The sequence below is a fragment of the Wolbachia endosymbiont (group A) of Philonthus cognatus genome (assembly GCF_947251755.1).
GTDB lineage: Bacteria > Pseudomonadota > Alphaproteobacteria > Rickettsiales > Anaplasmataceae > Wolbachia > Wolbachia pipientis.
Genome location: NZ_OX366388.1, coordinates 787,565 through 802,530, shown reverse-complemented (window position 1 = coordinate 802,530; position 14,966 = coordinate 787,565). Strand labels below are relative to the sequence as shown.

6 protein-coding genes and 3 pseudogenes are annotated in these 14,966 nt (G+C 35.7%); 1 reads left to right on the top strand and 8 read right to left on the bottom strand.

The genetic code is table 11. The features are described from left to right. Positions 1–2: 2 nt before the first annotated feature. From OPR21_RS03895 to OPR21_RS03880, 4 genes and pseudogenes are all read right to left on the bottom strand, one after another. Positions 3–4,754, bottom strand: coding sequence for an NAD-glutamate dehydrogenase (locus OPR21_RS03895; RefSeq protein WP_077188567.1), 4,752 nt, complete (start codon positions 4,752–4,754; stop codon positions 3–5). Between the two features lie 26 nt (positions 4,755–4,780). Then, positions 4,781–5,164, bottom strand: a pseudogene (locus tag OPR21_RS03890) (ATP-dependent chaperone ClpB); the annotation flags it as partial. A gap of 435 nt (positions 5,165–5,599) precedes the next feature. Continuing rightward, positions 5,600–7,792, bottom strand: a pseudogene (locus OPR21_RS03885) (ATP-dependent Clp protease ATP-binding subunit); the annotation flags it as partial. Positions 7,793–8,084: 292 nt separating this feature from the next. Further along, positions 8,085–8,917 (bottom strand): IS5 family transposase gene (locus tag OPR21_RS03880; protein ID WP_265029708.1). Its coding sequence is split into 2 segments (ribosomal slippage): positions 8,085–8,551 and positions 8,551–8,917, totalling 834 coding nucleotides; the frame shifts between segments, so codons are not numbered across the junction. 144 nt (positions 8,918–9,061) lie between these two features. Here OPR21_RS03880 and OPR21_RS03875 point away from each other — a divergent pair. Beyond that, positions 9,062–10,073 (top strand): IS630 family transposase gene (locus tag OPR21_RS03875; RefSeq protein ID WP_265029892.1). Its coding sequence is split into 2 segments (ribosomal slippage): positions 9,062–9,523 and positions 9,525–10,073, totalling 1,011 coding nucleotides; the frame shifts between segments, so codons are not numbered across the junction. A gap of 713 nt (positions 10,074–10,786) precedes the next feature. Here OPR21_RS03875 and OPR21_RS08495 read toward each other — a convergent pair. The 4 genes and pseudogenes from OPR21_RS08495 to OPR21_RS03855 form a co-directional block, all read right to left on the bottom strand. Further along, positions 10,787–11,032, bottom strand: a pseudogene (locus tag OPR21_RS08495) (PD-(D/E)XK nuclease family transposase); the annotation flags it as partial. Positions 11,033–11,094: 62 nt separating this feature from the next. Beyond that, positions 11,095–12,924, bottom strand: a complete 1,830-nt coding sequence (gene typA, locus OPR21_RS03865) for a translational GTPase TypA (protein ID WP_065094924.1) — start codon at positions 12,922–12,924, stop codon at positions 11,095–11,097. A gap of 105 nt (positions 12,925–13,029) precedes the next feature. Continuing rightward, the gene (gene pyrE, locus OPR21_RS03860; protein WP_006279657.1) at positions 13,030–13,626 is read right to left on the bottom strand and encodes an orotate phosphoribosyltransferase; all 597 of its coding nucleotides are present in this window, start codon (positions 13,624–13,626) and stop codon (positions 13,030–13,032) included. Positions 13,627–13,629: 3 nt separating this feature from the next. Beyond that, the gene (locus OPR21_RS03855) at positions 13,630–14,814 is read right to left on the bottom strand and encodes a dicarboxylate/amino acid:cation symporter (protein ID WP_010082165.1); all 1,185 of its coding nucleotides are present in this window, start codon (positions 14,812–14,814) and stop codon (positions 13,630–13,632) included. Positions 14,815–14,966 lie beyond the last annotated feature (152 nt).

The window sequence follows — 14,966 nt, the reverse complement described above, 5'->3', positions numbered from 1 at the left end:
TCCTATGAAGCAAGTACTTTAATCCTTCTGATTATAAATATTAATTTGCTTAAATCAAGTTTAGAAGCAACCATCTCATCTAAAAAACTATTATAACGTTCTATGTAGTCCTTATCATTACAAGCCCAGGTTTGAACCTTATCTTCAGGGTTATCAGTAGCTTTTATGACTTTAACAGCTAGCTTGTGATGGTAATTGCTTAAATCGTCCAATAAATCATTAACTAAGCTGCGATCCCAATAAGAAGAGCGGCTTTTCATCTTGATGGCAATTGTTCTAATCAGATCGAATCTTAACAGCGACTTTAACTCAAAGTATATTTTACCAGCATCAAGAATGGACAAAGATGTCTGTTCAGCAACAGATATAATGTCCAGTGCATAAGCAAGAACGCATAGATCAGCAACTTTTTTTGCTAGATCTTTATTTATATTAAGTTCTACTAAAGAAGTTGATCCATGGCTATAGATCTTTAATAGGTGTTCATCTAAAACATCAGTTAAGTTCTGGCCTAAAGTTTCAATTGCATCTTTAAATTTTGTAACATCATCCAATTCTACAAAGCTAAGCTTGCCAAGATTTTTCACTAGCCAAAATGATACTCTGCCAATAAATTTCTGCACGTTCCTCACTATTTGTAAGTATGAGTTAACATCAATTTTTCCATCCAATTCATCAATTTTCTGCCACAGGCTGTTTAAATCATACAGGTGGTTAACAACAATATATATGTTAACCGCTTCTTGTATCTTAATTCCAGTGTTCTCAGCCAAATTATTGATGAATATACAGCCCATTCTATTCACTACATCATTTGCAATGCAAGTAGAGATAATTTCTCTACGAAGTTGGTGTTTTAATATGAAATCCTTAAACTTTGTTACCATCTTTTTAGGAAAATAACCTAGCAAGTAGTCATGAGATATAAGATCTTTTTCAGACAGATCGGAATGTATAATTTCATTTTTTATTGCTGTTCTAGCATAAGACATTAGAACAGAGAGCTGAGGAGAACTGAAACCTTCTGCACCAGTTAACATCCTTGCTATCTCTTCTTCAGTTGGAAGAAATTCTACGCTTCGGTTTAACAGCCCAGATTTTTCTAAACTGAGCAGTAACCTGTGGTGCTGCTCCAATCTCTCTTTAGCTTGCAAACACTCAAGAAGTAATGCTTTTGTTTCAATTTTGTTGTGGTTCTCAAGCACTTTGGATGCAACTTCATCCACCATACTTGCCAGTATTTCATTCCTTTTTTCTAAAGAAATACCCCCTGCTTTCATAGCTGAAACAAATGCAATCTTAATGTTAACTTCAAGGTCCGAACATATCACTCCGGCTGAATTATCAACAAAATCTGCATTGATATATCCATCTTTTTCAGCATATTCTATTCTTCCAAGCTGTGTACAACCAAGATTTCCACCCTCTATAAACATAGAAGCTCTAATATCCTTACCATTTACTCTCAGCTCATCGTTTGCTTTGTCACCGACCATGCTATGATTTTCACTCTTTGCCTTAACAAACGTGCCAATTCCTCCATTCCATATGAAGTCCACTTTTGCTTTCAACAGATATCTAATCAAATCACTTGGAGGTAGCATATCTTCTGTTATATCAAAGCATTCTTTTATTTCTTGAGAAATGTTTACTTGCTTGCTGCTACGCTCAAATACTCCTCCACCCTTAGAAATCAAATCTTTATTATAATCCATCCAAGTTGAAAATGGTAACTCAAAGAGACGTTTACGCTCTGTGAAACTCTTTTCTGCATCAGGGTTTGGGTCAACAAAAACATGCATATGGTTAAATGCGCCGATTAAATGTATATTTTTTGAAAGCAGCATACCGTTTCCAAATAGATCGCCAGCCATATCTCCAATTCCAATAACAGTTGTATCCTGGTAAATATCCTTATTCATTTTCCAAAAATGCCTCTGTGCTGCAATCCATGCACCTCTGGCTGTAATACCCATTTTTTTGTGATCATAACCTGCTGATCCACCAGATGCAAATGCATCGCCAAGCCAAAAATTGTATTCAGAGGCTATCTGGTTGGCATAATCAGAAAATGAAGCAGTGCCTTTATCTGCTGCAACTACCAAGTATGGATCGTCTTCATCATACCTAATCACATTCTCTGGTGGAATTATTTCACCATCAACCACGTTATCAGTAATATCAAGCATTCCTCTAATAAAACTCTTATAGCACTCAACACTTTTCTCTCTTAAAATATTCTTATCTTTATAAGCTTGCTTTATTACAAATCCACCCTTTGCACCAACAGGGACAATAACCGCATTTTTTGTCATCTGAGCTTTCATGAGCCCCAAAACTTCAGTGCGAAAATCTTCCGTCCTATCCGACCACCTTAAGCCACCACGGGCTAATTTCCCTCCTCTTAGATGTATTCCCTCAAAAAGGTTTGAATAAATATACAATTCGCGATACGGACGAGGATCAGGCAAACCATTTATTTTACTTGAGTCAAATTTTGTAGATAAATATGGTTTATCGTCTTGATAATAACTGGTCCTTAAAATAGCCATTATCAAGTTAAATATCGAGCGTAAAACGTAATCATGTGAAACATTGCTGATCTCTTTTAGAAGTTCCTCAATTTTTTCTCTGACAATGTCCGTAGTTTCTGCTCTATCAATGTCTATGTTAGGATCAAATCTTGCATGAAATAGTTGTATCAAATACTTTACTACTTTTGGATACTCTGAGACTACCTTTTGGATATATTCTGGGTTGTAGTTAAATGACGTCTGCTTTAGGTAAGCACTTAACGCTCTAACCAGAAGCACTTCTTTCCACTTGAGCCCAGCAATAATGATCAAACTATTGAAATAGTCATTTTTAATTTCCTTGCTAAACACTTTCGCAAGTGTTATTTCAAATTGCTCTTTTAGAGTAATGTTGTCTATTAATTCATCGACTCTTGACAACACAAAATGGTGTATCCATATTCCGCCGTTAATTTCTATGTAATAGCCATTATGAGATAGAATCTTAGCTCCCAAATTCTTAGTAATTCTTAATATCTTCGATAATTCAAGACCTCCATTGCTCGAAGTGTAAACCTTTAATTGATAATTAAGATTGTCACGAGTAAGTCTTAAATCGACCTCGCTAACTCTTTTTTTCCTCACTATCTCCAATTTTTTCATATCGTAATATGCGTCATGAGGTTCGAAACTCTCTTGATAGCTTATTGGAAATGCCTTGCAATAACGGATGAATATATCCTCAACAGTGCTAAAAGTATTATATAAATTGTCTATAAAACGATCTTCCCATTTTTCCGTAATGTTCCTTAATTTGTTTTCGATACGCAAAACTTCATCATCAGGAACACTAGCGTTTTTAGCCTTTAGCACTACATGCAATTTCATCAAATCATATTCATTGATAATGTGATTGTTATAAATATCTGAACTTCCTGCACTTGTCTCATCCTTCAATATGTCACGTATCTTGAACATTAGCCTAGCGCTAGCATAACGCATCGGTATCAGCACTATGCAACTAATAAAATCCCCGACTCTTCTTAAAAATAATCTGACCCTTGGCCTAATCGCAAGAGACATGATCGAAATGCAAATTTTAAATAATTCGTCTTCATTTGATTGGAATAATTCATCACAAGAGAACACTTGCAAAATAGAAATCAAAGCTTTATTGTTGTGGCCCCCGGTTACAAATCCTGCATTTTTTTCTATAACTTTAACTTTATCTTTTATTATTGGAATAGTTCGAATATCTTGGACCTCCGCTACAGAAGTAAATAGCCCGAAAAAACGCCGTTCCTTTACTACATTACCCTGGTCATCAAATTCTTTTACTCCTATACAATTCATGTATGTACGCCGATGGACTATTGAGATTAGATCTGATCTCAATATGTATAGGGAATCAAGGTTTGCAGAAGGAATCAACGTACTTTGACCTACTCTCATCAGGCCAAGGTCCTTTTTGCCATCACAGACGAGTTTTTCATCTTTACCAGCAATATATTCTTGATAACCTAGAAATACAAAATTATTATTCTTTAACCAAACTAGAAAATCTTTTTGCTCTTGATTTCGGTCTGGTGTCATTCCAGTGCGTGACACTGGAATCCACGTGTCCTTTTCCTGGATCCCAGTATCAAGTACTGGGATGACAGAAAGACTTGCCTCATCAAGTTTCTTAAGCATTAAGTGCCAATCTTTCACAACACAATTAACTGCTTTCAGCGTTTTTTGTAGAGATTCTTTTAATGTATCAACAAAACTGTCACTTATACCTTTGATAATTACATATATAACTGACTCTTTTATTCCATTACTTTCTTCCAAAGGGTAAATCTCATCTATTAGGCCATCTTTTCTTTTAATGTTAATTATGCTGTTGCTGTAATAGCATATGGTTAAATCGTGCGACTTAATAGTTGCAATAACGGAGTCAACCAAAAATGGCATATCATCGTTTGTTATCTTAATCGTGGTAAAATCGCCTTCTATTCCTGGTATATCATCTATATTACTTACTACTAACTTACTTTCATCTTTCTCTTTTTGAGAAACAAAATTGTAAGCATCGTTTACAATATATAGCAAAAACTTATCATTGGCTTTTAGGTCGCTTTTATAAACAAAACTATAAAAATACTTAATAAATTTTTTAATTTTTTCTTTATCTTGCTGATTTTCTTGATCAGCTAACTTAAATAAAGACTCAGTGTCAACATTATGATCTATACACATTTTTTTAACAAAAATACACAGTGAACTTAAACCTTTTTAACTAAGATTTCATTATCAAGAGCGTACACTATTAGTTCATCATTTTCTACTACTTCCCCTGATAAAACTAATTTAGCTAAATTATTTTGAATACACTCTTGTATCACCCTTTTTAGGGGCCTTGCTCCATATTCAGGGTCATAGCCAGTTTGTGCTATTAGTTCTTTAGCTTCCTGCGACAAACTTATACTCAGTTTACGCTTAGCAAGTGTTTTTTGTAAATAAGAAAATTGAACATCTATAATTTTATAGATGTCATTTCTGGTTAAACTGTGAAATATAATAATTTCATCCAGTCTGTTTAAAAATTCTGGACGAAATGTTGATTTAACTATTTGCATCACTTCGCTTTTTACAGAGTTAGCAACTCCTCCTTCCGATGTCATTCCAGCGCGTGACGCTGGAATCCACTTTTTTTCCTGGATCCCAGTGGGCTTTGTTGCATCGCTACTTATGAAAGGCTAACTATAATTAGGATTATAAGCAACTTATTGAAAATCTTGTTTTTTTTGCAATCAATCTGATCAAATTTAAGAATAGTAACTTGTTATTTATATTAATAAATTTAATTCTATTGAAAATAGCTAAAGCATTGAAATTCTTGAATTTTAGCCGGATTAGTGAGTGGTAGTGAAATTTCTTTTACTCAAATTTAGGTATTCACTGACCGTTCTTGTTATAAATACCAGAATAATAAGCTACTGATATTCTCCACCTTTTTTATCTTTAATCCATCATAGCTAGCGATGCAACAAAGCCATCCCAGTGTCAGCTACTTGGATGACAGAGGGCTTTTCAAGAGGGCTATTTTCTTTTGCTCCTTTAAGCATTATCTCAGCACCAAGGTTAGAAGTTAAAATCAGTATGGTATTGCGAAAATCAATTAATTTGCCATGACTATCAGTGAGTCTACCCTCATCCAAGATCTGTAGCAATAGGTTAAATATATCAGGATTTGCCTTTTCTATCTCATCAAATAAGATTACCTGATATGGTCTTCTCCTCACTGCTTCAGTTAATCTGCCACCTTGTTCATAGCCAACATACCCTGGAGGCGCGCCAATTAACTTTGAAACAGAATGTTTTTCCATATATTCTGACATATCAAAACGCAAAAGCGCTGATTGATCGTCAAACAGAAATTCAGCAAGGGCTTTTGCCAATTCTGTTTTTCCAACTCCGGTTGGACCCAAGAATAAGAATGAACCAAAAGGTCGATTAGTATCTTGCACACCAGAGCGAGAGCGCCTAACTGCATTACTTATCGCTTCTATTGCATCTTTCTGCCCTATTACTCTTCTTCCTATTTCATTCTCCATGTTGAGAAGTTTTTCCTTTTCGCTGTGCATCATGTTATCAACTGGAATTCCTGTCCACTTTGAAACAATGTTTGCAATATCATCTCCAGTCACTTCTTTCTTTAAGAAACTATCAGTAACCTTTTCCTGATTTTTTAATTCATTCTCAAGCTGAGGAATCACACCATACATCAGCTCTCCTGCTCTTCCCAAATTCCCACTACGCTGAACTAATTCCAACTCTTTTCTAGCGTTATCTAATTTTTCGGCTGTTTCTTGTATTCTAGCTATTTTATTCTTTTCCATCTGCCATTTGCTGTTCAAGTCAGCAAATTTACTGTTTAGATTTTCGATCTCTTCATTTATCTTTTTTAAACGCTGTTTAGAATTTTCATCACTTTCTTTTTTTAAAGCCTCTGCTTCAATCTTTAGCTGTATAACCTTTCTCTCAAGTTCATCAATAACTTCAGGCTTGCTATCCATTTCAATTCTCACCCTGCTTGCTGCTTCATCAATCAAATCAATTGCTTTATCAGGTAAAAACCTATCTGTTATATATCTATTGGACAACGTTGCAGCAGCAATTATTGCACCATCTGTAATTCTTATACCATGATGCACCTCATATCTTTCCTTCAAACCCCTGAGTATTGAAATGGTATCAGTTTCAGTTGGTTGAGAGATAAACACAGGCTGAAAACGCCTTGCAAGTGCAGGATCTTTTTCTATATGCTGACGATATTCATCTAAAGTTGTGGCTCCTATACAGCGAATTTCTCCACGCGCAAGAGCAGGCTTCAGCAGATTCGAGGCATCCATTGCACCACTTGTTGCTCCTGCTCCAACTAAAGTGTGCAATTCATCGATGAATAATATAATTTTTCCCTCCGCTCTCGAAATCTCATTAATCACTGCTTTTAACCTTTCCTCAAACTCTCCTCTAAACTTAGTGCCAGCAATTAGTGCTCCAAGATCCAAAGCTAAGACCTTTGCATCATGCAAACCAAGTGGCACATCGTTTGCAACAATTCTATTTGCAAGCCCCTCAACTATTGCAGTTTTTCCAACACCAGGTTCACCGATCAGCACTGGATTATTTTTTGTCCGCCTCAGTGATACCTGCATAGTTCTTCTGATCTCTTCATCACGACCAATTACAGGATCAAGCTTTTCTTGCATAGCAAGCTCTGTAACATCTTTTGTATATTTCTTTGCCGCGTTTAATTTTTCCTCACTGTTTGGCGAGTCCGCACTGCTGCCCTTTCTCATTTCTGCAATAACTGAGTTCAGTTTTTGTAGAGTCACACCATTCTCTGCCAGAATTTTGCCTACAGTATCATCTTTTTGTGCAGTGAGGCCCTGTAGTAAACGCTCAACAGCAACAAATGAATCTTTATTTCTTCTTGCAATACCAATTGAATCTTCAAAAACTTTTGCTATTTCTCTTGAAAGTTGAAGGCCACCACTTCCTGGACCTTCAATTACTGGCAACTTTTTTATTGCGCTATCCACAGCATCAGAAATACTTTGCACACTTCCACCACAAGCGTTTATCAAATCCTGAACTAAACCTGATTCATCTTCAAGCATCACTTTTAGTAAATGCTCAGGCATAAAAATCTGATGCCCAGCTCCCAACGCTTTCATTTGAGCACTTTGAATTAGACTTTTTGCTTTTTCGGTAAATTTATTTAAGTCCATAACACCAGTTAAATTCGTATTTGCTGATGTATATAACAACTGATTTCATAAATTTAAACCTAAAGTTGTTTATTGTTAGGTATGAAATTTAAAACTTTCTTAAAAAAGGAACTATCATAGTAACCATACAAATATCTTGTATCTCAAGACCTTTGGTTTTTGTTGCTGAAAATGGTTGTATTATTTAAGTTATTAACAATATACAATACTAAGTTAATGTAATTTATTTGGAGATGACAGGAAAATTTATTGTAACTTTATATTCTAAGAGGTTGTCCGGAAACAAGTAAACTTAGGCATATTCCCTCCGTAACATAACCCTACTCATAGCCAGATATATGAAACTTTCAGTAGATGTTGTAAGTAAATCGTACTCTTTTGATAGTCTTCTATTCCTATTGATCCAAGCAAAAGTCCTTTCTACCACCCACCTTCTCGGCTGTACTAAAAATCCAGGATCCCGTTGTGGCAATAGTTCTAGTGGTGTATCTTTATGCACCCAAAACCTACATGGAGGCCTTTTCACAATTTCAATATCTATGCCATATTCTTCCTCTATATGGGTTTTTAAATCTTTTCCTTGGTACCCCATATCAGCCCACATTTTTTTTACTTTAGTATATTTTGTTCTCATATTGTTTAATGCTATTTTAATACCATCTCTATCATTTTCATTAGCAGCTCCTACGTAACAACTTAGTATAAAACCCTGAGTATCTGTAATTATATGTCTTTTTCTCCCCTTTACCTTTTTCGCACCATCATAACCTTTGACCCCCCTTTTTCCGTGGTTTTTACCGACTGACTGTCCACTATGCATGCGCTCGGCTCTTCATTTCTTCCCATTTTTGACCTACTATATTTAGTGATATCATAGTTCATTTTCTCAAAAATCCTCTGTTTCTTCCATTGCCTAAACTGCTCATATACAGTCTTCCATAGCGGAAAATCATTTGGTAAATACCGCCATTGGCACCCTGTACGCAATACATAGAAAATTCCCTCTAACATTTTTCTTTTACTATATTTTGGCGGTCTTCCTCCTTTTTTGTATGATACTCTGAAGTACTTCTCTATTTGTGCCCATTCCCTTTCACTTAGATCTGTTGGATACTTTTTTCTCATCTTTACCCCATACTAAAATTTCAAATATCATAGCCTTTTACCTGTTTCCGGACAACCTCTAATACCAATTCCCATTACAGGGCAAACAGATGGACAATGATGGAAGAAAAGCCATACTGAAGTAAGTAAAATAGCGAGGTTTAAATGGCATTAAGATCAAAATTATTGGATGAAAAAGTAGTAGAATCAGCAAAAGAAATGCTGAAGAAAGTAAGGAATAATGCATATGTTTCAAAAAAACTAAATGCTGTAATTGCAGCAAAAAAGTACAGTATAACGGCTGTAGCAAAAATATATTGCATTTCAAGAAGCGCACTAACTTCGTGGGTAAAACTCTTGAAAATTGGCAGAGAAGAAAAACTGTTTGCTCCTTCACAACGTCGTAGAAAAACTAAATTAAATCAGGCTCAACTACAGCAAATTGAAGAGTGGATAGAAGAAAATCCTAATATCACCATTAAAGAAATGAGAATAAGAATCCAGGAAAAGTTCGGATTAAATATCAGCAAATCTACAGTACACCGCCATATGCAAAAGATGAAATTCTCATATATTACACCAAGACCAGTTCATAATGGACAAGATAAAAGCAAAAAAGAGGAATTCAAAAAAAAATCTCAATGGAGCTATTAGCAAGTATCCAGAAAAAGAGCTATTTTTCTTTGATGAATCACGGTTTGGCACACATTCAAAAGTTGGACATGGGTGGTTTAAAAAGGGGATTAGAACACAGGTTAAAACAAAATTAGGTAGGCAAAATTTCTATCTCTATAGTGCAGTTAATCCTAGAAATGGAGAGAGTTCTAGCTTATTTGCACCAAATGTCAACACTGATTGCATGAACATATTTCTTGAGCAAATTTCGCAATATCTAGAAACACGAGAGGCTTTTCTCGTTATGGACTGTGCTAGTTGGCATAGGTCAAAAAATTTAAAGGTACCTAAAAATATCGACATTATATACCTACCTCCATACTCACCTGAGCTAAATCCTGTTGAGAGGCTTTGGTTATATATAAAACAGAACATTTTGCGCAATAAAATATACGATACAATTGCTCTACTTGAGGGTGCTTTGTGCAAATTTATTACTTCTCTTGCCAGCTCCACAACTAAACAACTCTGCAATGTTTCCTATTTGACTGGACAACAATGAGAATTGGTATAAATAGAATAAAGTTCTTTTGTTAGTATTGTCCTTTTTGTAAAAAATATTCCTAATTTCTTCATCATTTCTGTGGGTAAGGTCATCTGCTTCTCTACTTCAAGTGGTTAACAAAGTTTCTTGTCACGAGGGACCAAATGGAAATCTGCTCGTTTTCACGCGAATTAATGTTACAAATTCTATACATTTCGTTACAAAATGGCATTCGCTTTCTCCATTATCCTTTACCTGCATTTTCATCAGCGTTCCTTGCGGTTTGCTTGCCATATAGGCGGAAATACAGGCTTACCCTGTTCCTTCTGTCATACAACAGTGGGTTAGGTGACTTCTCTATACCGGTGATTTGCGTACATCCAGAAATGAAAAATGTCACATTACCTTTTGGTCGGAGCTTATCAGCATCTTTAGCTCTTTAATCGTTACGATACTTATGAAGCTTCACTTACGTTCACCATACCACTAAGCCTAGCTCTCCAACCACATGATGCTTGTAGTTTATGCTCCTTTCACGATTGAGCATCTTCTTTTTCAAGAGGAGGTTCATTGTCCGCATCGCTTGGCACCAACCGGTTACCCGATTCGCACTGATGCGTAGACTCAGATGGCAAAACATCTGGTTTAATAAGTTTTAGAACTCTTTTAGTTTCTTTCTGAAGGAATTCCTCTCCTTTTAAACAATATGACCGAAGACTTTCAGGTCGCACCATTTCAATAATTAGCTGGGTTCCAGCAGAATCAGTACAGAAAACATCAACAATACTTTGTTTTTTAGAGGCAATCTCAGCATCCATGATAGTGCTGAGAAATTCTATTTCTTCTATTTCATCTTTGCCAGCGAAGCCCAATATATCATTGAGAAAGTGAATGAGAATATCTTTATTTTTCTCAGTGCCAAATATTCTCTTGAACGCGAAATTGTTTTTTGGATCGAGAAATTTCGAAAAGGCCATAATTAAATACAATTAGGAGACGAATAATTATACACTATTTTTCGCAAATGTTCAACCTCTGATTACTCCTTATTCTTTGCCCTTCCTGCACGCTTACGTTCATTTGGATCAAGGAATTTCTTGCGTAAACGTATAGATTTTGGAGTTACTTCCACCAATTCATCATCATCTATATACGCTATCATATCCTCCAGTGTCATTATCTTTGGTGGAGTGAGCTTTATAGCTTCATCACTACCTGAAGCTCTTACGTTTGTTAATTGCTTACCCTTTAACACATTTATCTCCAAATCATTGTCACGGCTATGCTGGCCGACAACCATGCCACAATATACCTTATCCTGTGGCTTAATAAACATAATTCCCCTGTCTTGCAAATTGAAAATTGCATATGCCACAGCCTCACCCTTATCTGTAGAAATTAAAACTCCATTGCGCCTTCCAGAAATTGGACCTCTATGTGGAGCATAACTGTGAAATAAACGGTTAATTATGCCTGTGCCACGAGAATCAGTTAAAAACTCTCCTTGATAACCGATTAATCCTCTTGATGGCACTAAAAACGTTAATCTTGTCCTGCCATTACCAGAAGGTCTCATGTCAGTTACTTCACCTTTACGGAAGCTGAGTTTTTCCATGATGATTCCACTATATTCATCATCTACATCAATTACTACTTCCTCTATAGGTTCAAGTTTTTTGCCATCTTCTTCCTTAAATAGCACTCGAGGGCGTGATACCGAAAGCTCAAAACCTTCTCTCCTCATATTTTCAATTAACACCCCAAGCTGTAGCTCACCACGTCCACCTACTTCAAACGCTTCACCGCTTGGTGCTAAAGTCACAGTAATTGCAACATTTGTTTCTGCCTCCGCGTATAAGCGATCCTTTATAGCAGTTGAGGTAAGCTTTGTACCTTCTTGCCCAGCAAAAGGTGAATCATTAACACTCAGAGTAATCGCCATTGTCGGCGGATCAACTGGAGTTGAGCTTACTGCAGTTGTAACCTCTGGTGCTGCTATAGTGTCTGAAACTGAAGCTTCCTCAAGCCCTGCAATTGCAATTATGTCTCCTGCCACAGCTTGTTCTACTGGAATGCGTTTCAAGCCAGAAAATGAGAGCAACTTAGTTAATCTTCCTCGTTCAATTACTTTGCCATCGAGGTCAAGCACCTTAAGATCTGAATTGACTTTTGCAATGCCCTGATAAACCTTTCCTGTCAATATTCTGCCAAGAAACTTATCAGACTCAAGTAGAGTGACCAACATAGCAAAAGGTGCATTTTGATTATAAACAGAAGGTTTTATATAATCTATAACCGTTGAAAATAATGGGCTTAAATCTTTTCTTTCATCAGAAAGCTCCTTAGCACACCAGCCATTTCTACCTGAAGCATACAACACTGGAAAATCTAGCTGCTCGTTGGTTGCATCAAGGTTAAAAAATAACTCATATATTTCATTTAATACTTCATCAATTCTGCTGTCTGGTCGATCGACCTTATTGATTATCACAATTGGCTTCAAATTTGCTTTTAGTGCTTTTGAGAGCACAAATTTTGTTTGTGGCATGGGACCTTCTGCAGCATCAACCAGCAGCAACACGCCGTCTGCCATGCACAATACCCTTTCTACTTCTCCACCAAAGTCTGCGTGCCCTGGCGTATCAATAATATTGATTTTTTCATCACCCCACATTATTGATGTGCATTTTGCAAGTATTGTAATCCCGCGCTCACGTTCTTGGTCGCCACTATCCATCACTCGTTCTTGAACTTCTTGATTCTCGCGGAATGTGCCACTTTGTTTTAACATGTTATCAAGTAAAGTAGTTTTACCGTGGTCAACGTGTGCGATTATTGCTATATTTCGGATCGATTTAAATTCGTTCATTTTCTATCATTTCAAAATTAATTTAGTAATAAGTATACATAAAATACACTTGGAGTAAATAACTAAAGCTGTGTATAAATGCTGTGTTTCCAAGATATTATAGGATTACTTTGTTAAATATTCCCTACTCCCAGGTTTTGTTATGGGTAGTTGTTTTAATTCACTTGGAAGTTCTTCCTCGCTGTAGTTTTTGATGTTCAGTTCAATCAAAGATATGACAGGAAAAGGCAGTTTCGTTTCACTATTTCTCTTTATCAAAGAAGCTTCAGCAACAACTTTACCTCCTTCCCCTTCTGCACATTCCACTGCTTCAAGTGAAGATTTACCTGTGGTTATTACATCTTCAATGAGCAATATTTTCTCACCCTTTTTGATCTTAAATCCACGGCGTAATTCAAACTTACCATTAACGCGCTCGCAAAACATTGTCTTTATTCCAAGCTGCCTGCCAATCTCATAACCCACAATTATTCCACCAATTGCAGGAGATAATATTAAATCTATGGAGCTATTTAATTCTTTTTTTATTTTATCTGCTAATAATGCGCAAACTTTCATGGCTCTGCTTGGATTTTCAAAAATCTTCGCACACTGTATGTATGTGTCACTATGCAGCCCGGATGATAAAACAAAATGCCCATGCAAAATTGCTTCTGCTTCTTTAAATTCTTTTATTATTAGGTTATTTTCGTCTAATATCATTTTTTAAGTTTCACTATTACATTCTTTATTAATTATCTGAGTGATACAAACATCAGACCACACATTTATTGCAGTTTCAAACATATCGATGATTGTATAAATAGGCAAAATCAGTCCCATAATATGCAGAGGAACATTCATCGACATGAGATAACTGGTTGCCATAAAATAGCACCCCATCGGCACTCCAGCGTTACCAATTGCAGCCCCTGTAGCTAAAAAAATCCATATCAACATTTCGCTTAAGGAAAATACGTATCCGTTCATTTCTGCAACAAACATTACAGTGATTAGTATAAATGCAGCACATGCATTCATGTTAATTGTTGTGCATATTGGTAAAATAAAAGACGATAATTTCTTTGGCACCTTTAGCTTGTTCTGCACACATTCTATAGTTGTTGGCAATGTTGCACTGGATGATTTAGAAAAAAACGCAAGTGTGAGTGCTGGCATAACCCCTTTCAGCGTTTGAATTGGTGATATGCCTTTATACCACATAAATAGCGGTAAAATCAGAAATGCCTGCACAAAATTTGCAGACATTATGCAAACAAAATACCATAAAAGATTGTAGAACTCACTACCGCCTTTTAATTCATGCAAAAAACAAGTAATAAAAGACCAAACAGCAAGCGGAATAAATTTTAATAACCCTTGAGCAATTTTAAGTAGCGTATCAAAAAGTGCAGAGAATACTTGATATAATATATCCTGCTTTTCTTTTGAAAGTGAAACAATAGCTCCACCCATCAAAAAAGCGATTAATATGCTACCAATCATATTATTTTCAAGAAAAACTTGCACAAAATTAGAAGGAATGAGTGATTTTAAATATGAAAAATAACTGTGGTTATTGCTGTTAATACTCCCTATTGTATTACTTATGAAATTTTTTCTTGCTGGATCTATTAACAAATAAAACGATAATGCAACAAACGCAGCTATAATAGTTGTAAGCAGAGTATAAAATAGTGTTTTCTTAACTAAGACTTTGATTTCAATTGAGTCTTTGAGCCCGGAAATTGTGGAAACTATGGATAAAAAAACCAGAGGTAAGCTTATTAATTTGAGCAAGCTGATAAAGATATCACTAAATAGCTTTGCTATTTCAAATATGATTTCATTGTTTAGGTAGTAAGCAACTATTGCAAGCAGTATAGAAAAAAGTATTGCAAACTTGTGCATTGAAAATAAAACTTCAAAGTAACATTATACAATAATTTTGCTGTTTTGGAATCAGATTGATAGACAAAATAACTTTACAGATTAGGGAAAGATAAGAGGATGTGTTTATTCGGAGACAGTGTAAGATTTCTTAAGAGGTTGTCCGGAAACAG